The 18,668-nt window shown below is 49.4% G+C and carries 20 protein-coding genes and 1 riboswitch; of the genes, 11 read left to right on the top strand and 9 right to left on the bottom strand.

The genetic code is table 11. The features are described 5' to 3' along the window. Complete coding sequence (locus P6M73_RS05135) at positions 1–1,095, top strand: DUF2871 family protein (protein ID WP_277855039.1); 1,095 nt, start codon at positions 1–3, stop codon at positions 1,093–1,095. Between the two features lie 237 nt (positions 1,096–1,332). Beyond that, entirely contained in the window at positions 1,333–1,944 is a 612-nt protein-coding gene (locus tag P6M73_RS05130) for an acetate uptake transporter (protein WP_277855038.1), read from the top strand. Positions 1,945–2,176: 232 nt separating this feature from the next. On the opposite strand, the gene P6M73_RS05125 is transcribed toward P6M73_RS05130, so the two are convergent. Then, positions 2,177–3,355, bottom strand: coding sequence for a cation:proton antiporter (locus tag P6M73_RS05125; protein WP_277855037.1), 1,179 nt, complete (start codon positions 3,353–3,355; stop codon positions 2,177–2,179). Positions 3,356–3,420: 65 nt separating this feature from the next. Next, positions 3,421–3,504: riboswitch (Fluoride riboswitch) on the bottom strand. Positions 3,505–4,060: 556 nt separating this feature from the next. On the opposite strand from P6M73_RS05125, the gene P6M73_RS05120 reads away from it, so the two are divergent. The 4 genes from P6M73_RS05120 (at position 4,061) to P6M73_RS05105 (ending at position 8,781) form a co-directional block, all read left to right on the top strand. Continuing rightward, a complete protein-coding gene (locus P6M73_RS05120; protein WP_277855036.1) occupies positions 4,061–4,462 on the top strand; it encodes a DUF2177 family protein in 402 nt (133 codons plus the stop codon). Positions 4,463–4,737: 275 nt separating this feature from the next. After that, on the top strand, positions 4,738–6,141 hold the full coding sequence (locus P6M73_RS05115) for an ISL3 family transposase (protein WP_277855035.1): 1,404 nt from the start codon (positions 4,738–4,740) through the stop codon (positions 6,139–6,141). A 56-nt stretch (positions 6,142–6,197) separates the two neighbouring features. Beyond that, positions 6,198–7,988 carry a DAK2 domain-containing protein gene (locus tag P6M73_RS05110; protein ID WP_277855034.1) on the top strand — a complete coding sequence of 597 codons (1,791 nt, stop codon included), beginning with the start codon at positions 6,198–6,200 and terminating at the stop codon, positions 7,986–7,988. After that, positions 7,981–8,781, top strand: coding sequence for a DUF1295 domain-containing protein (locus P6M73_RS05105; RefSeq protein WP_277855033.1), 801 nt, complete (start codon positions 7,981–7,983; stop codon positions 8,779–8,781). Before P6M73_RS05110 ends, P6M73_RS05105 begins: the two co-directional genes overlap by 8 nt. A 173-nt stretch (positions 8,782–8,954) precedes the next feature. Here the strand turns inward: P6M73_RS05105 and P6M73_RS05100 are convergent, their stop codons facing one another. From P6M73_RS05100 to P6M73_RS05085, 4 genes are all read right to left on the bottom strand, one after another. Next, positions 8,955–9,785 (bottom strand): MBL fold metallo-hydrolase, encoded by an 831-nt coding sequence (locus P6M73_RS05100; protein WP_277855032.1) that lies wholly within the window; start codon positions 9,783–9,785, stop codon positions 8,955–8,957. 261 nt (positions 9,786–10,046) lie between these two features. Continuing rightward, the gene (gene prxU, locus P6M73_RS05095; protein WP_277855031.1) at positions 10,047–10,763 is read right to left on the bottom strand and encodes a thioredoxin-dependent peroxiredoxin; all 717 of its coding nucleotides are present in this window, start codon (positions 10,761–10,763) and stop codon (positions 10,047–10,049) included. A 338-nt stretch (positions 10,764–11,101) separates the two neighbouring features. Continuing rightward, on the bottom strand, positions 11,102–11,263 hold the full coding sequence (locus P6M73_RS05090; RefSeq protein WP_277855030.1) for a zinc-ribbon domain-containing protein: 162 nt from the start codon (positions 11,261–11,263) through the stop codon (positions 11,102–11,104). A gap of 235 nt (positions 11,264–11,498) precedes the next feature. Beyond that, positions 11,499–12,326 carry a tryptophan-rich sensory protein gene (locus P6M73_RS05085; RefSeq protein WP_277855029.1) on the bottom strand — a complete coding sequence of 276 codons (828 nt, stop codon included), beginning with the start codon at positions 12,324–12,326 and terminating at the stop codon, positions 11,499–11,501. A 401-nt stretch (positions 12,327–12,727) separates the two neighbouring features. Between P6M73_RS05085 and P6M73_RS05080 the strand changes: the two genes are divergently transcribed. The 4 genes from P6M73_RS05080 (at position 12,728) to P6M73_RS05065 (ending at position 14,614) form a co-directional block, all read left to right on the top strand. Further along, a complete protein-coding gene (locus tag P6M73_RS05080; RefSeq protein WP_277855028.1) occupies positions 12,728–13,174 on the top strand; it encodes a hypothetical protein in 447 nt (148 codons plus the stop codon). A gap of 214 nt (positions 13,175–13,388) precedes the next feature. Further along, positions 13,389–13,604 (top strand): 4Fe-4S binding protein, encoded by a 216-nt coding sequence (locus tag P6M73_RS05075; RefSeq protein ID WP_277855027.1) that lies wholly within the window; start codon positions 13,389–13,391, stop codon positions 13,602–13,604. Continuing rightward, positions 13,605–14,210 carry a 4Fe-4S binding protein gene (locus P6M73_RS05070; protein ID WP_277855026.1) on the top strand — a complete coding sequence of 202 codons (606 nt, stop codon included), beginning with the start codon at positions 13,605–13,607 and terminating at the stop codon, positions 14,208–14,210. Between the two features lie 122 nt (positions 14,211–14,332). Next, on the top strand, positions 14,333–14,614 hold the full coding sequence (locus P6M73_RS05065) for an ArsR/SmtB family transcription factor (RefSeq protein WP_277855025.1): 282 nt from the start codon (positions 14,333–14,335) through the stop codon (positions 14,612–14,614). A 112-nt stretch (positions 14,615–14,726) separates the two neighbouring features. Here P6M73_RS05065 and P6M73_RS05060 read toward each other — a convergent pair whose 3' ends face one another. From P6M73_RS05060 to P6M73_RS05045, 4 genes are all read right to left on the bottom strand, one after another. Then, positions 14,727–14,966 carry a thioredoxin family protein gene (locus P6M73_RS05060; RefSeq protein ID WP_277855024.1) on the bottom strand — a complete coding sequence of 80 codons (240 nt, stop codon included), beginning with the start codon at positions 14,964–14,966 and terminating at the stop codon, positions 14,727–14,729. 95 nt (positions 14,967–15,061) lie between these two features. Further along, a complete protein-coding gene (locus P6M73_RS05055; RefSeq protein ID WP_277855023.1) occupies positions 15,062–16,066 on the bottom strand; it encodes a permease in 1,005 nt (334 codons plus the stop codon). A gap of 18 nt (positions 16,067–16,084) precedes the next feature. Continuing rightward, positions 16,085–16,435, bottom strand: a complete 351-nt coding sequence (locus P6M73_RS05050; protein ID WP_277855022.1) for an ArsR/SmtB family transcription factor — start codon at positions 16,433–16,435, stop codon at positions 16,085–16,087. Next, positions 16,395–16,694: a hypothetical protein gene (locus tag P6M73_RS05045; RefSeq protein WP_277855021.1), complete on the bottom strand. Its 300-nt coding sequence runs from the start codon at positions 16,692–16,694 to the stop codon at positions 16,395–16,397. Before P6M73_RS05045 ends, P6M73_RS05050 begins: the two co-directional genes overlap by 41 nt. Before the next feature lie 271 nt (positions 16,695–16,965). On the opposite strand from P6M73_RS05045, the gene P6M73_RS05040 reads away from it, so the two are divergent. After that, entirely contained in the window at positions 16,966–18,603 is a 1,638-nt protein-coding gene (locus P6M73_RS05040) for an IS1634 family transposase (protein ID WP_277853696.1), read from the top strand. The last annotated feature ends 65 nt before the right edge of the window (positions 18,604–18,668 follow it).

Raw genomic sequence — 18,668 nt, 5'->3', positions numbered from 1 at the left:
ATGGCATTATTCGAGACAATGTTTGATTTAACCTACCTGATCCTGGTGGTATCCCTGGGTATCCGCCTGCTGCTGGTCAATGACAGGGGAGCCCGGCTGTTTGGCCTGATGGGTGTCCTTCTGGGAAGCGGCGACGCCTTCCACCTGATCCCCCGAGTCATTTCCCACTTAAGCCGAGGTGGCTTTGAAGCTCACGCAGCCGCACTGTCCTGGGGTGAGTTTGTCACTTCCATTACGATGACCATCTTCTATCTGCTGTTCTATTTCTACTATAAGCATCTGACCGGAAAAGGCACTCGGTCGAAAGACCTCCTGGTTTACAGCATGGTCGTGCTGCGCATCCTCTTCACCCTGCTGCCCCAGAACGGCTGGGGACTGGCTGAAGGGAACTACACCTTTGCCATCCTGCGCAACATCCCCTTCGCCATCCTTGGAATCGCGCTGATTCTCTGGGCATGGGCTGAACGCAGTACAAAGGGATTGAAGCACATGGCATCGCTGGTCTTCTTCAGCTTCCTGTTCTATCTGCCGGTTGTGCTGTTTGCCCGGTTTGTCCCCATCGTCGGAGCTCTCATGATTCCGAAAACCGTCGCATATCTGCTTCTGGTTATTGTGGGCTTCAAGAACTACAAGAAGGAATTCACCCTGCAGAGCATTTTTGAAATCTCTTTTGTGAGCCTGGTCATGGGTCTGGCCGGTGGAGTATTCTTCCGGGAATTCACGAAATTCTACAATTATAGCGGAGCAACTTTCCTGGGCAAGCTCCATGTCCACACCCTGGTTCTTGGTTTCCTCAGCTTCTTCATGATTTACCTGCTCGTTCGTGGTCGGGAAAGCCTGACCCCGGCGCTTCGCCTGCCCATCTACACCTGGACCGGCGGACTGCTCTTCTCCGTCATCATGATGGTCTTCCATGGCATCCTGGAAGTCGTCGGCGGATACTACGGTACCGTTCCACAAGCTGCCATCTCCGGTCTTGCCGGAGCGGGCCACATCATCCTTGCCTTGGGCATGGGCTGGACAATTCTGACTCTGGTTAAGGCAGAACAGACTGTTCCGGCAGCCAAACAGACTGTGAAAGCCGGAAAACGATAATTGACATCCATCGAGCGGGGATTTTTCCCCGCTTTTCCCATTATTCCAAGTTCCTCATTTCAGAAAATCGGATGGAAATCCAACCTTCTCTGTTGATCTGACCAGTTGGTTCCGTTTACAAAAATGAAACAAAAAATTATTTGTTTTGTCATATTGACACTCGTGTTGTTAAAAAATATACTAGATAGGAGTGCCCAAAATCCGGCCTCAAGGACTATTAGATTATTCGGAGGAATTATGGAAAACAACATGCAAAAAGTCAAAGTCGTCGTCGCAGACCCTTCAGCGATTGGTTTATTCGGCCTGGCCATGGTCACCCTGGTAGCCTCGTCCCAGAAATTGGGCTGGACCAGCGGAACCTCATTAGTCATCCCATGGGCCATCTTCCTTGGAGCCTGTGCTCAGCTTTACGCCAGCGTTTTGGATTCCAAACACAACAATACGTTTGGTACCACAGCATTCGGTGGATATGGCTTTTTCTGGCTTGGTGTAGCAGCCACCTGGCTGATCCAGGCTGGTGTATTCGGAGATGCATTAAAGGCAGCCGCAGATCCGAAACAGCTCGGAGTTGCTTTCCTGGGATATTTCATCTTCACCTTCTTCATGACTATAGGTGCCATGGAAACTCACAAAGTACTGTTCGCGATTTTCGTATTGATCGATTTCTTATTCATCGGACTGACTCTGACCTCGTTCGGAATTGCCCATGATTTTTCCCATGGACTGGCCGCCTGGTCTGAGCTGGCCATCGCCCTGCTCTCCTTCTACGGATCAGCTGCTGCCGTCCTCAATACGCACTTCGGCAAACAGGTTCTTCCGGTTGGCAAACCCTTCGGAATTTTCAAGTAGACATTTCATTGAAATAACTCCGCACCCTGCAGGTACTGCAGACCGCGGGATCAAGACAGTCGCCCGGCATCGAGTTGGATGCCAGGCGACTGTCTTTTTGATATCGGGGTCATGAATTATGTGGTGTGGTCACTAGACAACAGGGGTGTGGCTTCAATGATCTGTGAAGGGGATGCAGTCGATCAACTTGAGACTCTGCCAATATTTCGTCTGGAGTGGTCAGGTGATCCCATCAAGCCCTCTCCAGCAGTTTCGGATAAAAATGATCGACGAGCAGCGCTCCCAGAGGTGCGGTCAGGAGGATGGACTGCACCGCAACGGTGAGGATCTGATTGCCGCTGGCTAACCCCATGGCCAGTGGGATGCCGCCAATGGCAGCCTGAACGGTAGCTTTCGGAGTATAAGCCATCATGGCGAAAATGCGTTCATTTGCGGACAGCTTCGTTCCAGTCAGGCTGAAGAAAACTCCCATCACCCGGAAGAGAAGACCGGCTGCTACGATGACCAGTGACATGACACCGGCTGCCAGGGCATAGTTGAGATCTACCGTAGCTCCCACCAGAACAAACAGCAGGATTTCCGCTCCGACCCAGATCTTGTTGTATTTGTTGGAGAGGTGCTCAGCAAGGATTTGATATCTCTGATAAATGGTAATGCCAATGCTCATGATGGCCAGCAGGCCCGAGAACGGGATCGTTCCGGCGAGGAAGTTCTGGAACTCCAGGAGCAGGGCGGAGAGGCTGATAATAATCAGAATCTTGACGGTGTCGCGCATGTGGTATTTTTTGAAAAACCAGATCAAGGCCAGACCAATCACGATTCCGGCCAGAATCCCGAGAAGAATGGAAACCGGAATTTCCAGAAATTGAACGGCTGAAACGCTGCCGCCTTTGGCGAGGGAGGTAAAGGCGGTGAACAGAACAATGACATAGACATCATCCACCGACGCTCCCGCCAGAATCAGCTGCGGGATTGAATGCTCCTTGCCGTACCCCTGCCCCATGAGCTTCAGCATGCGGGGAACGATGACGGCCGGCGAGACCGCGCCAAGAACAGTTCCCAGGATCGCACTGTCCAGCAGGGACAGGCCAAGAAGAGGTGGCCCCAGCAGAATGACACCCCAAATTTCGAAGGTAGCCGGGACAAAGCACATCAGCAGAGCCGGCCGCCCGACTTTTCTCAGGTCCTTCAGATCCAGCGCCAGGCCGGCTCGAGTCAGAATGACAATCAGGGCCAGCTGACGCAGATCAGACGAAACAGCCAGGATCGATGGATCCAGCAGATTCAGGGCATAGGGCCCTAAAATCATGCCGGTAATCAGCATGCCCAGCAGACTGGGCATTTTAAGAAGCTTGAAACATTTCCCCAAAGACAGACCCAACAAGAAAATAATGGATAAACTGGTGAGCATAGCTCCCTCCTGCAGCGATTAAAAAATTCAGAATAAAAGCAAAAAAAAAGCCGACACTTTCTGCGTACATCGCAGAAGTCATCAGCACCGGGCAGTTCAGGCACACCGCTTGCGGCGTTCCTTGGGAGAACCTCATTCCCTTCCACATCATACCATAAAAACGGTTCACAGCACATCGAAAGAAGCTGACTTTCGAAAGATTCCGAATTGCAGCTAAAAGTGTAAGAAGCAGACTTTTGAAAGAAACAGTCTTTTGAAAGAAACAGTCTTTTGAAAGAAACAGTCTTTCGCAAGAGTATTTTTTATATATCAATCCTTATCGTCAGTAAGCCCCTTCCTTAACAAACTGCGGGATTTAACACGAGATCGAAATACACTTTAGATAGAACCATCCACCTGAAGTAAGCCTGCTAGGCTTATTATCACTATTTAATTCTTTTTAAAATCTTTTTTTATTTCAAAACGTGGTATTTTCCGCTTCAATACGACCTATCCTTTCAATGAATATCACGCCATGATTCCCCTAAGAACCAGTTCCCAGGCTGTTTGGTGCAGCTTTACCTAAAATTTCATGATTTCTTCTTGGTTTCGACATGAATTACCTCTTACGGGTAACCCGGTTTCATCTTATGATGGTACTAATGAATACATAGAAAGTAATCTCTCATGTTTTCACCCCAGTTATCAAAAGAGGGAGCTGATATTATGGATAAAATTAAAATCTACCTGATTACTGTGGTCGTGTTCTTTGTCGTAGACATTTTCTGGCTGGGTGTCATCTCAAAAAACCTGTATAAGAACTACCTGGGACATCTGATGGCCCCTCAGGTCAACTGGACTGCCGCCATCATCTTCTATCTCCTGTTCATCGCCGGCCTGGTATTCTTTGTCATTGATCCGGCTCTGGCCAAAAGCAGTTTCTGGTACGCTGTAGCTGCCGGAGGCTTTTTCGGACTCATTACCTATGCCACCTACGATCTGACCAATCTGGCAACTATCAAAGACTGGCCCCTCAACATTACAATCATTGATCTGATGTGGGGCACCTTCCTGAACGCCGCTACGTCCGGCATCACCTACTGGATCGTTACCCGCTTTCTCAAATAACCTGCAGCTACAGGCCTTCGGGCAGACAGAACACTCCAGGAACTAAGGATGAATTTGTCTGAATGGATACATCAGTATTTTTTATTAATTATATGTTTGACAGTTAAAACGTTGAAAGAGTTCGATTTAATACGGGTCAATCACAAATTCTGTGGGATTGACCGACTAGATCCATTCCCCAAACCGGCATAACATTTGATAATAGAACGAGCCCCGCGCTATGATGGAAATGCATCTGGACGGATGTACAAATCCAAGCACAGCGGAGGCTCTGAATGAATTATACACAGAATGGACAGGCTAACACAATCAATGATTCCCAAAATTTTCTGCACATCCCTTCATCTCTTGTTGGGTTTACTAATACGCATAGTTCGCAGCATACCGCCGTTTCCGGTAAGAGTGTTGTTCAGTTGTATGGAGTCCTCAAGCTAGATGACACCGATCGCGCCTGCCCCAACTGCGGGGGCTTCATGCACATCAACAATACGTCCCCATGCAGTCTCTGGCACCTGAACTTCGGGCACACTTATACGTCCTTGGAGTTCGGCAAGAATCAGTTACTGTGCCCAACCTGCGGGATCACCAAGGTCCAACAGGTGTCTTTCCAGGCACAAGGCCATCGGATCACACAAGCCCTCCTGCAGTACACCAAGGACCTTCTCGCCATCGGAACCTACAATCTCAAACAGGTCGCTGAGATTACTGGTCTAGGCAAGAACACGGTCAAAGCGATCGACTTGAAACGCCTGGAGGAAATGTACACCCTTGATGGCAAGCTCATCAAGCCCCAGCGGCAGGCAAAGTGCCTCAGCATCGACGAGTTCAAGCTTCACCGGGGCCACCAGTACGCCACTCATATCATCGACATAGAGACTGGCCAAATCCTCTGGATCGCCCATGGCAAGCGCAAGCAGGTCGTCTATGACTTCATTGAGCACGTCGGTCTCGAGTGGATGGACGGTGTTGAAGCAGTCGCCTCGGACATGAACTCAGACTTCCAAGAAGCCTTTGAGGAAAAGTGCCCCCACATCCAGCCGGTCTTCGACCATTTCCACATCATCAAGAATTTCAATGACAAAGTGGTCGCTGAAGTGCGCAAAGACGAACAGAGGCGTCTTCAGGCGGTGGGTGAGTACAAAGCTGCTGAGTCCCTCAAGAGGACCCGCTATATCCTGATGTCTTCTCGGGAGACGCTGCAGCGCAAAGACCGGGAGGCCGCGGAGGGCAAACCCTTGTCCAAGGGCGGTAGGCTCTTCCAAAGGGCAGAGATCACGCGTCGTCCTGGCAGTGAGGAGAAGTACGACCAGCTCATCCAGGAGAACCAGCTTCTGTTCACAGTTGACCTCGTCAAAGAGATGCTCTCGGAGGCGTACAAGGCCGCCAGTGAGCCGGAAATGGCTAGTCTGATCACGGAGGTCATGGAAGTATGCTATGCCTCGGAGAATGAGCACCTGCAGTGGTTTGGGCGCCTGATGGACAGACATTTTGAAGGGATTATAGCTTATGCGACCTACCGCATTTCGAATGGTCAAATCGAGGGGATCAACAACAAGATTAAGACATTACGTCGACAAGGGTATGGCTATCCAGATGATGAATACTTCTTCCTCAAGTTATTCGATATGAGTCGTAAAACGTACGTAAGGAATCCACCATCCCACAGAATTTATGATTGAGCCTTTAATACCGAACGAATAATAACCGCAAAATACAAGCGACAGGAGAACTGATTATGGAAACGAAATATCTGGACGGTGAAAAACTTTATCATTGTTTTGTATCAGGGGCACGGGAAGTCATTCGCAACCGTAAAGACCTCAATGATACGAACGTCTTCCCCGTCGCGGACGGAGATACCGGGAACAATCTGGCCTCTACCATGAATTCCATCATCATTCAATCCCGGGTCACACCTTCTGCGGGAAATACCATGAATTCCATCGCTGACGCGGCCCTGACCGGTGCCAGAGGAAACTCAGGCATTATTATGGCCCAGTACATCAACGGAATCTATCTTGGCATACAGAATGAAGACCAGGTTTCCATGAGTTCTTTCGCCGAATCGGTTACGAATGCCGTCCCCCACGCCTATCATGCGATCCAGACACCGGTGGAAGGCACCATCATAACGGTGATTCGAGAGTGGGCCGAAACGGTCTATCGTTTGAAAGACAGCGCCCACGACTTCAACGAGCTGCTCACCCTTCCCCTGGAGCGAGCCTACACTGTGCTCAAGGAGACCACCAGCATGCTGAAGGTCCTGGAACGTTCCAAAGTGGTGGATTCCGGAGCGAAGGGATTTTTCCATTTTGTTCAGGGCTTCACTGAATTCATTCGAACCGGTCACATCTCCGAACCCGTTGAACTGACCGAAGAACTCAACAGCGAGGCGGAAATCATGGACAGCGAGCCATCATTCCGGTACTGCACGGAAGCCCTTATAGTCACTGATTCGGTCATGGATCTGGATTCCATCCGGGATGAGCTGGGCGGACTCGGGGACTCGCTCATCGTAGCAGGCAACCCAAAGAAAGCCCGAATCCACATCCATTCGGATCATCCGGAACTGGTCATGGACAAACTTCGGCGGCGCGGCTCCATTATTCAGCAGAAAGCGGACGATATGAGACGGCAGTATGAATCTTCCTTCACCCGCCGGCACGAAATTGCCCTGGTCACCGACTCCATTGCCGACCTCCCCGCTGAACTGCTCGATCGGTATCAGATCCATATGATCCCTTTGAATATTATGGTCGGAGAAAGCAGTTATCTGGACAAGATCACTATGACCCCGGAATTATTTTACGACCTGGCCGAAGAACTGGAAACCTATCCGTCCTCGGCTCAGCCCTCGCCGAAAGTAGTTGAGAGCCTCTACCAGACCCTGCTGAACCACTATGACCAGATTCTGGTCATAACGGTAGCCAGCGTTCAAAGTGGAACCTTTTCCGTGTTCGAGAAGGCTGCTCAGACCATGCAAACACCCGGCAAACGGATCGTCGTCATGGATTCAAAGCAGAATTCCGGGGCGGAAGGTCTGCTGGTATTAAAGGCAGCCGAGCTGATTGAAGCAGGCAAAACCATGGATGAGATCATCCCCGTTATCGAAGCTCTGAGAAGAAAAACCCGGATTCTGGTAAGCGTCAACACCCTCAAGTACATGGTCCGTTCCGGCCGGCTCAGTAAACTGTCCGGACTGGCCGGGAAAGTGATGAACCTGAAACCGGTCATCTCTCTGGATGATACCGGAAAGGGCATGATCGAAGCGAAAGCCTTCAGCACCCGTTCCAATACGCACAAAATCCTGAACATTGTTGCGAAAGCAAACCAGGGCGAGGGCATCACCCGATACGCCATCGTCCATGCCGATGACGAACCCCGGGCACAGGATCTCAAGGAAAAAATGGTTCAGCTTCTGCAGCGGGAACCGGAATACATCATGAACATTTCAACCATCGTCGGCATGAGTGCCGGACAAGGCAGCGTTGCTGTTGCTTATTTAAGTGAGGATCATCATGGATAACCTATTTGTACAGGTCGCGCTCGTCATCCTGATCTATTTCAGCATCGTCTTTGTCGTGGCACAGGTTCTTGAAAACAACTCGATAGTGGACAGCTTCTGGGGTCCCGGCTTCCTGGTCGTAGCCCTGTTCACCTTCATCCGCTCCGATCACCGGGGACTGCGGGCCATTGTTGTCACCGGTCTGGTCGCCATCTGGGCCATCCGACTGTTTATGCACATCACCATCCGCAACTGGAACAAACCGGAGGACTACCGCTACATCAATATGCGCAAACGGTGGGGCACTCAGTTCCCCAGGCTGAAAGCCTATCTCAACGTCTTCGTGTTCCAGGGCCTGATGCTGTTCATCATTTCTCTCCCCATAACAGTGGCCAACTCCAGTGCAAACCAGTCTCTGGGCCCCCTGGCCTGGCTGGGAATTGCCCTGTGGATCCTCGGCTTCTATTTCGAATCCGTCGGAGACGCTCAGCTCAAGGAATTCAAGTCGAAAGCAGAAAACAAGGGCAAAATCATGACGGAAGGTCTCTGGAGCTATACCCGCCATCCCAACTATTTTGGCGAAGCCACCATGTGGTGGGGCATTTTCCTGATCGCACTGACCGCTCTGTCTCAGCTCTGGCTGATCATCAGCCCCGGTCTGATTTCGTACCTGCTGATGTTTGTTTCAGGTGTCCCCCTCCTGGAGATTAAGTACAAGGATCGACCGGATTTCATCGAGTATTCCAAACGAACCAATAAGTTCTTTCCCTGGATCCCTAAAAATAAAGACAGTCGGAAAAGTATCATACTGTGAGAAATGTAAGAGACCGCAGAGGACAGTCATAATATCGAAGACGTATTTATGTAGAAACCCGCACCGCCGGTTCGTAGGAACCGGCGGTGCTGTTTTTGATGAATGATGATTTAATGTCAGGAATGATCGTTGCACCTTCTGCCTGTCTGACTGGCCACCTCCAGCTGATTGACTCATTCCACCGGCTGGAATTCCAGGAGCAATCCGGCAGCCAGGCCCTGGACCTGATCGCCGAGACGTTCCTGAAGCTGGCGGAAGGCCTCCTCGCTGGTGCAATGTCCGGTGTAATAAATTGTTGGGGTAGCCGCCATGTAATCCGCCACTGAATTGACGGTATCAATGATCTCCTTGTTCCACACCTTGCTTCTGAGGTGGAAGCCTCCGATCACCACATCCGGATGATATCCATACCTCTCATGGAACGCCTCCAGAATGTTCACGATGCCCTTGTGAGCACAGCCCGTGATCAGGATCGTTCTGCCCGCCTCGCGCAGGATGAGATTCTGTTCGTGGCTGAAGTCATCCGGCACCAGCTGGTCTCCGATCTTGCGATACATCACCCGGTTATCCGGAGGATTAAGCCGGAGGGGCTGCAACTCAGACAGGATCTCCAGATTCTCTGAGAGAACATGATTCCCTTTCACCTTTCGGTAGCGTACCGACTCTGTCGCCTCTCGCGGAACTCCGATGTACCTGGTCTCCGTCCCCTCCCAGGAGCAGTATTCGTCAAAGGCTGATTCCTGAATGATTACCGGCGCCTTTGAATTCAGCTCGAAGAATGCTTTCAGCCCGCCCCCGTGATCATAATGGCCGTGAGACAGAATCGCCAGATCCACATTCGACAGGTCAATCCCCATGAACTCGGCATTCTGACTGAACAGAGGACTGGCTCCGGTGTCAAACAGGATCCTTTGACCCTTCGTTTCAATCAGCAGTGACAGACCGTGTTCACAGCCCAATTCAGGTTTGCTTGTCTTATTCTCTAACAGAACATGGATCTTCATGATATCTTCTCCTCGTATTATAAGTCGAATCAAGTGATTGACCCTGCTCTCGGCCGATTTCGATCAGCGACGAACGCTGCAGGTCATTGCGGCAATCCAGTTTGGTTTTATGTACTTACTATACACTGATCCGTCATTCGTTCCAATTCCAGTCCCCCCTAAACGATATAAAACGACCGAATCTCCGAAGAGACTCGATCGTCGCCGGATTAGTTCTCCGACCCATGAATTCACTGTTGATTTATGAGGTTTCTTGCTGGTTTATTCGTCAAAGGCTTCGCTGACGTCCCATACCTTCCAGACATTGCCAACCAGATCCGGACCAGGCTTCAACGTTCTTTTTCCCGGTTTCCAGCCCGATGGAGCGACTTCTGCGCCCTTGGTGGCACGAACCATCTGGAACGCCTTAATCTGGCGTATGGTTTCGGATACATTCCGGCCTACCGGCGGAGTCAGTACTTCAAAGCCCTGAATGATGCCGTCCGGATCGATCAGGAAACGCCCCCGGGTTTCAACTCCGGCGTCCTCGTCATAAATGCCATACATCTTGCCGATGCTGCCATCCTGATCCGAGAGCATGGGGAAGGGAATATCCTTTCCGATCATTTTTGACAGCTCCTGGTCATTCCACACCTTATGAACAAACTGAGAGTCGACGCTGCAGGATAACACCTGAACACCTAATTCTTCGAATACGGGATTTTTTTCAGCAACTGCTGAAACTTCGGTTGCTCAAACGAACGTGAAATCACCGGGGTAGAAGCACAGAACCACCCATTTCCCTTTGTAATCTTCCAAATTAACACTGGTAAACTTTCCCTGATGATAAGCTGGCGCAGTAAAGGTTGGCGCCGGTTTTCCCACTTTGACCATCTGTCTGATCTCCTCCTTCTGTTCTGTCGAAATTGATTGCACTTGTTCTGCCGGTTTTTTAGCGATTGTCGGCCGGGTACAGCCGGGTTTCATTTCTTCTGGCATGTAAGCACCTCCTTAGCAAGAATACCTCATTCATTTTAAATGAAAGCATTTGCTCAACTTAAAATGATTCTAATTAAAGAATACTCCATATATCCCAATAGTCAAGAACAACTGGTCCTCCCTATGGAAGAAACCGTTGTAATACAAATCCGTCAAACCTCTAAGAAGGGCATGAAAGCCAGATGGTATGAACAATAACGGTAAGTTAAACATCCCTGAATGAGCTCGCTTCAAAACCTCCCAGTGGTTTCCTTAACCAAAAAAAACATCCCGAAGGATGTTTCTCTAAACTTTCAATAGAATAAGTAAAGAGCAGAAGTTGCCTTCTGCTCTTCGAATTAGTATCTTCTGTTGTTGCTCTGAGCTTTCTTGGCTCTTCTGCAGTCAGGGCATCTTACCGGTTCGTTTTCGAATCCTTTTTCCTTGTAGAATTCCTGCTCTCCAACGGTGAATGTGAATTCATTGTTGCAATCTCTGCATACGATCGTCTTATCTTCCATTTTGTTCTCCTCAGCTACAGTTGTTTCTTGTTGTGTATACTGAAGCCTAAGGATCAGAAATAAACATTTGAAAACTGTACTTTAATTTTTTATTATCCTTTCGGACAAGATTAATCATAACAGAGAACTTGGAAGAAAGATATACTATTTCAAAATAAAATTTTTATTTTTTCCAAGATTCTGCTGACAGCTCGATAATTGCGCCGGAGCAAGACTCCAGGATTTGTTTCAGGCATCACAGGTTTTTCAGCTTGCTACGTTCCGCCTTGATCTGATTGATGAGGACAAAGAGAATCGTCACGAGAATCAATATGATGGATCCCATGGCGGTAAAGACGACGGAGGGATATTTAAAATTAAAATTCTCCGGTCGAATGTGCTTGGTTACGATGCCGCTGTATGCCCAGACAAATACCAGACCGTACGCGATGTCCCGATTGCGGTAGGTGGTAACAATACCTATGACGATCCCGATGATCAGAATGGCCACGGTCCAGATGGTTTCGGAAATTCCCAGCCCATTCCACTTCATGTCTACCGGCAACGTCGTTACGTTGGCAATCGTGGCCACAGTGATCCAGCCAAAATACACGCTGAACGGGAGACGGATCAAAAAACTCTGGAGCAATGACAACTTTTCTTTTCTGGTCTGCAGGTTAATCAGCAGGAGGCAAACCAGGATAATCAGCATCAGAATCAATGAGATCAGGATCTGCCGATAATGCCAGGCGAAAATCCAAAAGATGTTGGCGATGGAAGACACACTGAACAGAATTCCAACCGAACGAAGCAGCTGTGACTTCTCCCGGACACCCGCCCCTCCGAAAAAGCCCAGTTGATAGGCCGAGTACCCGGCCAGCAGCAGGTAGATTACACCCCAGATGGCAAAGGTGATTCCCGCCGGCGCAAACAGGTTGGGATAGGCATCTGACACTGCTCCGGTCGTAATTCCGTTGATCGGCAGAATGTTGGCCGCTGCATTGACACCGATCATGCCAAGATAAGTAAGCACCACTGCGTATTTCACGCCGGGTTTTAAAATTGGGTCCGCTGATTGAATCAAAGAAATACCTCCTCTGAAAATTCTTGTCGTAACCGAATTGAAATTATAAAACCATTGAACTTCTGTGGCTCTGAGGATTCAGCCGCCAAGCCAACTCCAGGATCTTCAGCAATACAGGGTGATCTCCCTCCGCCTCGCACTCTGCCGCTGTCGGCTCAATGGAGCCGCCCGATTCTTCAATTTACCCAAATTATAGTACATTCCGCAAGCTGTTATGGGAGTGATAACAATATGTTCTTACTTAATTTGCAGATTGGCTACCACATAATCGAGGGTGCCAACCTAGAAATCTGCCCAGAAGCTGAATTTAACGCGGATAAGCAGTAAGATAAGATTAATATCAAGATCAAGTGGACTAACCCGTAGAAAAATAACTGCGTAAAGCGAAATGGAGGACAATCATGGAAAAGAAAAAAAGCGACTCTTACCTGCCTTGGATCCTTATCCCCATCGGAGGTCTTATCGCCCTGGCCGGAGCCTATCTGGTCTATTTCCTTCTGTTTCGAAGCCTTCAGCGATTCTTCATAAATCAGGCACAGCCGGTGTTTACGCCCATGGCGCTCCGGGCAGGTTATGCCCTGATCCTCTGGCTTGCGTACGCAGTATTCTATCGCTCCAGGGCTTCGGATCTGCTGAAAGCAATGTTCCTGCCGGCTCCTATGGCCACCACAATCATTGCCTTCATGATCTTGTTTTACCAGAATGCTGCGCTGGGCTTCGCCCTCGCCTTCCTGGTTTCCGGACTGGTTCTGCTGTTCCTGGCAAGAAGGCGAAAGCCCTGGTTTTATTACTACGCAGCAGTCCTGTCATTGGGAGCGGCTTTGTTTTATGGATGGCCCGCGGCTTAACCCGGGCTTTTTTTTGAATCAATGCCAAAGATGCGGATCGGTTAAGAATCCGAAAATTAAAATATGATATTTGCCCATTTTAACAGAATGAAACGATCCCATTTTTCAACCTGTTGGTTGTTATTCCTTCGACAAGCCTCCTCGTTCTTGACAGTTCTTTCGTCGGTTTGATATATATAAGTAGTTTCTAATTTACTTATATGGAGGTCCTGCGATGGAAACCGTCAAGAAAAAATTTCGATCTCATGCATTTGTGACACAGGGCTGTGTTGCCTGCGGCAATTGTTTGAATGCCTGCCCGTTCGGTGCTATTACCATTGACCATGGAATTCGGGCCAAAGTAGATCCGGATCGCTGCAAAGGCTGCCGCAAATGCGTTCAGGCCTGCCCTGCATCGATCATTGTCATGGAAAAACGGGAGGTGGTGTAAATGAAACAAGGCAAGAAAACGTGGTCTGACTACCTGTGGATTGCCACAGCTCTCTACCTGTTCCTCGGATTTTTTAATATCCTTTTCGCCTGGCTGGGATTGCTTTGCTTTGCGATTCCTTTGATCATCGCTCTGTCTGGAAACGGCAAAGCCTACTGCAATCACTACTGCGGCCGCGGCAAGCTTCTGGAAATGCTGGGTTCCCGCTTCAAACTCTCCCGCAACCGCCCCATGCCATCGTGGATGAAGTCTCAGGGCTTCCGCTACAGCTTCCTTGCCTTCTTCCTGGTCATGTTCACCACCATGCTCTTTGCCACCTGGCTAGTCTTCCGGGAAGTCCGAACGCTTCGTGAAGTCGTCACTCTGCTTTGGACATTCCGCCTGCCCTGGCATTGGGCATATCATACGCCGGTTACCCCCTGGATCGCTCAGTTTGCCTTTGGTTTTTACAGTGTCATGCTTACCTCCACGGTGCTGGGACTGGTCACCATGGCACTCTACAAGCCCCGGTCCTGGTGTGTCTATTGTCCCATGGGCACCGCCACTCAGGGCATCTGCATCCTGAAAGACAAGATGCGTGCCGGAGAAAGCGAATTTGAATTCTAGCGATATGGCTCACCTTTGTTCTCCGAATTTATTTCCCGTTGGTTCATGAGTGGATGGGCCGCATCACCCGTGATAAGATGTAAGATAACAAGATCGTTGAGTGAAAGGGAGTTCAAGGCACAATGGAACAAAACGCAAAAGACATCGCACAGATTCTGAAAATCATGGGCAATGAAAACCGGGTGCTCATTCTCTGTCAGCTGATGAAATCCCCTCTCACCGTCACGGAGTTATCCGAGCGCCTGTCCCACATATCTCAGTCAGCACTGTCACAGCATCTGGCCGTTCTCAAGGCTCATGGCATCCTTGATTCTGAAAAAAAGGGACTCCACATCACCTATTCGCTGAAGGATGACAGGATCCTGGCTGTTCTTGATGTTATTCGCTCAAAATTCTGCGAATAACAGCCGGCTCCTTGATGAAGCACAAAATACTGCAAAAAAACAGCCTGACCGACCATCCACGAGGACTGCCGGTCAGGCTGTTTTTTTCATCGAGACAGGCCTACTGCCTGAACTATGAAGTTGGATCCAAAAGCTGTCTGATCTCTTCCACTGTTGCCACTTTTCCCATGACTCTCACCGTGTCATCCACCACCAGTGCGGGAGTTCGCATCACCCCGTAGGCGACTATTTCTCTCAGGTCTTCGACCTTTTCTACTTCCCCCTGCAACCCCAGTTCTTTGAGGGCTTCCTTGGCGTTGGCTTCCAGTTTTTTGCAGTTGGCGCAGCCAGATCCCAAAATTTTGATCTTCATCCTGATTCCTCCCGGAATTTTTTTCTTATTATAATTTCCATTGCTGGAGATTACTCTCCCCATTTGGGGGATTCTTTTCTGCCAAATCCCCAGAGCTAAATCAACAGATGCCCGAGCATATTGAAGACATAGCCGATCAGAATAATGCCCAGGGTCACGACCGAAAAGAAGACGGCCAGAAGCTTCGGCTTGACCACTTTCTTGAGCATGATCAGGGAAGGCAGCGATAAAGCCGTCACGCCCATCATGAAGGACAGGACGGTGCCAAGGCCAACACCTTTGGCCAGCAGCGCTTCGGCGATGGGCAGTGTCCCGAAGATATCAGCGTACATCGGCACGCCGACGAAGGTAGCAATGAGCACGGAGTACCACTTATCCTGCCCCAGAATGGCGGCAATGATGGATTCGGGAATCCAGTTATGGATGGCTGCGCCGATTCCAACCCCCAGGATGACATAGAGCCAAACCCGACGGACGATGTCCTTCACCTGATCGACGGCGAATGCAATCCGATCTTTCACGGTCAGTTCCTCTGATTCCACCTCTGCCATGGCGGTGCCAAACACGAAGGATTCCACATAGTCTTCCAGCTTGGCCCGGCTGATAATCGTACCGCCCAGGACCGCCAGAATCAACCCTACCACGACATACGCCAGTGCGATCTTCCAATTGAAGATGCTGGCCAGCAGGATGATGGAGGCCAGATCCACCAGCGGAGAGGAGATCAGGAAGGAAAACGTAACGCCAATGGGCAACCCCGCGCTGGTAAAGCCAATGAACAGCGGAATGGAGGAACACGAGCAGAATGGCGTGATGGTCCCCAGCAGTGCCCCCAGAATATTTGCGCTGATTCCGTTGTAGCGACCCAGAATCTTTCGAGTTCGCTCCGGCGGGAAATAGCTTTGAATATAGGAGATGGCAAAAATCAGGAACGACAGCAGCAGGAAAATCTTGATCACGTCATACACGAAGAAGTGGACGCTGGCGCCCAGGCGATCCTGGAGGCTCAGCCCCAGTCCCTGCTCCACCAGAACCGCTACCCCGTCAGACAGCCATTTCATCTTTAGAAACTGGTCATTGAAAAATTGAAAAAAAGCCATGGTCATTAATCCTCCGTTTTATCGCACCGGCACGCAGCAGGTCGTCAGGTAAGTATCTTTCTCTTTGAGTCTGGCCTGATCCTCCATCAGCCGGGGATACTGCGCCAGGTTCTCCATGATATCCGAAAGCAGCTTCATCAGCATCGGATGATCCCCCTTGAGGGAATAGAACACAAATTTTTCTTTCCGCTCATCCCGAACCAGGCCAAGATCCCGCAGTTTTGCCAGGTTCTGCGATATTCTCGGCTGCGAGATTTCCAGTATTCCGCCCAGCTGACAGACGCAAAGTTCTTCCTGATACAGAAGAACCAGCATCCTGAGCCTCGTTTCATCCGACATCAGCTTGAATAGATTCACTAATTGATTCATAATACCTCCCCGATACATCCAAATTTGAATCACCCACTCTTGGAACATTCAAAGAAACATTCACTGAAAAGTTCACTGAGGAGCTAATCAAAATTTTACGCTTAATCATATTCATATATGTTAATACGTTAATATCATAAAGCCAACTTCTTTTCCTGTCAATGCTTTCATCATCGAATTTCGATCCATTTTTTATTGCTTTTCTATCGGTACTTTCTCCCCTCTTCTGTTCCACCGACCAGGCTTGTTGCAGCACCACCCTGGTCAGCCTCCGGACGGATTCTTTGCAATGAGCTCTTTCCTATTCTCTTTCCTATTCACTTTCCACTTCTCATTCCACTTATTAACGGGGTCTCTTTCCCCCTCTTTTCACGTATCTTCCAGAGGGGAAATGGCTGTAATCATTGTGTGCCAATGATTACAGCCATATTGATTGTGAAAATGTAGCCATACATTTTAATCGAAATCCATTGATATGTAATCGATATAAGTGTATAATAATACTATACAGTTCAATGGTGAGGTGTCTTATGAAATCGTCGAGTGATAAAAAGTCTTCACGACTGCATTTAGAGATCCAAACCCATCGTTCAAATCCGTATGGTCTCATCCGCTCTTCCTACAGGGAGAACGGTGTCATTAAGCACGAAACGCTATCCCGGATCACTGGCGTTCCCTTGGCCACGTTGAAACTCATCCAGGCTGCTTTTCAAGGCAATGTCGTCTTGAAATCAGACTTTAAAATCCTCAACTCCAAGGAGTATGGGGCTTCGTTTGCATTGCGCCAGATCGCCAGATCCACCGGACTCGACAAGATCATCTACTCCCGCCCGGCTGAGCCGTGGGTGCAGGATGTTATGGCTATGATAGTCGGCCGCGTCATCTATGCGGGCAGCAAGCTGTCCCTTACCCGAGTGGGCTCTTTCAGCTCGCTGTGGGAACTGTGCGGTGTGACTGACACGAATATCGATGTCAACCATCACTGCTACAGCCCCATGGATCGTCTCATGGAGCGCAAGGACATCATCCAGAAGAAACTGGCACAAAAGCATCTGACCCAGCGCAGTGTAATCCTCTATGACATCACCAGTACCTATTTTGAAGGAAAATATTCAAACAGCAAAATGATCACCTACGGCTACAACCGTGATAAAAAAAGAGGCCATGAACAAATCGTCATCGGCCTTATTTGCAGTCAGGATGGGTGCCCCATAGCTGTCGAGGTCTTCCGGGGAAACACCAAGGATGAGACGACCGTATCGGCGAAGATCCTCGAGATCAAAGAAAAGTATGGAGTTGAGAATGCCATCTTCGTGGGTGACCGTGGGATGATCACAAAGGCGCAGTTTGAGAAAATCCAAACCCAGGAAGCCTTCCAAATCCATACGATTTCAGCCCTGACCCATTCCCAGATCGAGAAGCTCTGCGAACGGGAAGATGTGCAGCTGTCGATGTTCGATGAGAAGAATATCGTCGAAGTGGTGGACCCTGAAAAGGGAATCCGGTATGGCTTGTGCAAGAACAACGCCCGCGCGGCCGATGAGGGGCAGACTCGCCGTGCATTACTGGAAAAGACCCGTATTGAGCTGGATAAGATCGCCAGAGGCAAGCGCAAAGTTGATGATGGCGACTTGGGGATCCGGGTAGGCAAGGTTATCAATAAGTTCAAAGTCGGTAAATTCGTGCAGTCTACCATCATCGACGGAACCTTCTCCTGGTCCTTCGACGAAGCCAAAATCCGGGAAGAAGAGCAGTTTGACGGCTGTTATGTCATTTTCACAAGTGTGCCGAAAGAAGATATGGAGATCGAGGAAGTAGTCAGGAGCTATCGGAAACTGATCAATGTTGAACAGGCCTTCCGCAACCTGAAGACAGTGCAACTCGACATCAGACCGGTATTCCACAAAACTGATAACCGAGTGGATTGCCATGTCTTTGTGTGTATGCTTGCCTACTACCTGATGTGGAACATGAAGCAGCGCATCAAACCGCTGATGGAAAGCGATGTTGAGGGAAAAAACAAAGAATATACCTTTGACTATGTCATCGAAGTTCTCAAATCGATCCGCAAAGAAATCGTCGAATTCAGCGGCGTGGAGAGCGAAGTCATCTCCGAACTCAGCGAAGAGCAGAGAAAGATTGCGGAACTGCTGGAAATCAAGTTTTGACCATACATTGGAAATTGAAAAAGTGCCTCAAAGCAAGAGGCACCAATCAATTTTGAGGTTTTTTT

This window comes from Anaerococcoides asporogena (assembly GCF_029590275.1).
In the GTDB taxonomy this organism is placed as follows: Bacteria; Bacillota; Clostridia; order Clostridiales; family Clostridiaceae; genus JG1575.
Note: the sequence above shows the minus strand (reverse complement) of the source record. Positions and strands in the feature narration are given on the sequence as shown.

Coding starts and splice junctions, on each gene's coding strand:
- P6M73_RS05105 (WP_277855033.1), top strand. CDS start 7,981: ATGGATAACCTATTTGTACAGGTCGCGCTCGTCATCCTGATCTATTTC.
- P6M73_RS05135 (WP_277855039.1), top strand. CDS start 1: ATGGCATTATTCGAGACAATGTTTGATTTAACCTACCTGATCCTGGTG.
- P6M73_RS05100 (WP_277855032.1), bottom strand. CDS start 9,785: ATGAAGATCCATGTTCTGTTAGAGAATAAGACAAGCAAACCTGAATTG.
- P6M73_RS05120 (WP_277855036.1), top strand. CDS start 4,061: ATGGATAAAATTAAAATCTACCTGATTACTGTGGTCGTGTTCTTTGTC.
- P6M73_RS05090 (WP_277855030.1), bottom strand. CDS start 11,263: ATGGAAGATAAGACGATCGTATGCAGAGATTGCAACAATGAATTCACA.
- P6M73_RS05130 (WP_277855038.1), top strand. CDS start 1,333: ATGGAAAACAACATGCAAAAAGTCAAAGTCGTCGTCGCAGACCCTTCA.
- P6M73_RS05070 (WP_277855026.1), top strand. CDS start 13,605: ATGAAACAAGGCAAGAAAACGTGGTCTGACTACCTGTGGATTGCCACA.
- P6M73_RS05065 (WP_277855025.1), top strand. CDS start 14,333: ATGGAACAAAACGCAAAAGACATCGCACAGATTCTGAAAATCATGGGC.
- P6M73_RS05040 (WP_277853696.1), top strand. CDS start 16,966: ATGAAATCGTCGAGTGATAAAAAGTCTTCACGACTGCATTTAGAGATC.
- P6M73_RS05055 (WP_277855023.1), bottom strand. CDS start 16,066: ATGGCTTTTTTTCAATTTTTCAATGACCAGTTTCTAAAGATGAAATGG.
- P6M73_RS05110 (WP_277855034.1), top strand. CDS start 6,198: ATGGAAACGAAATATCTGGACGGTGAAAAACTTTATCATTGTTTTGTA.
- P6M73_RS05115 (WP_277855035.1), top strand. CDS start 4,738: ATGAATTATACACAGAATGGACAGGCTAACACAATCAATGATTCCCAA.
- P6M73_RS05060 (WP_277855024.1), bottom strand. CDS start 14,966: ATGAAGATCAAAATTTTGGGATCTGGCTGCGCCAACTGCAAAAAACTG.
- P6M73_RS05080 (WP_277855028.1), top strand. CDS start 12,728: ATGGAAAAGAAAAAAAGCGACTCTTACCTGCCTTGGATCCTTATCCCC.
- P6M73_RS05075 (WP_277855027.1), top strand. CDS start 13,389: ATGGAAACCGTCAAGAAAAAATTTCGATCTCATGCATTTGTGACACAG.
- P6M73_RS05125 (WP_277855037.1), bottom strand. CDS start 3,355: ATGCTCACCAGTTTATCCATTATTTTCTTGTTGGGTCTGTCTTTGGGG.
- P6M73_RS05050 (WP_277855022.1), bottom strand. CDS start 16,435: ATGAATCAATTAGTGAATCTATTCAAGCTGATGTCGGATGAAACGAGG.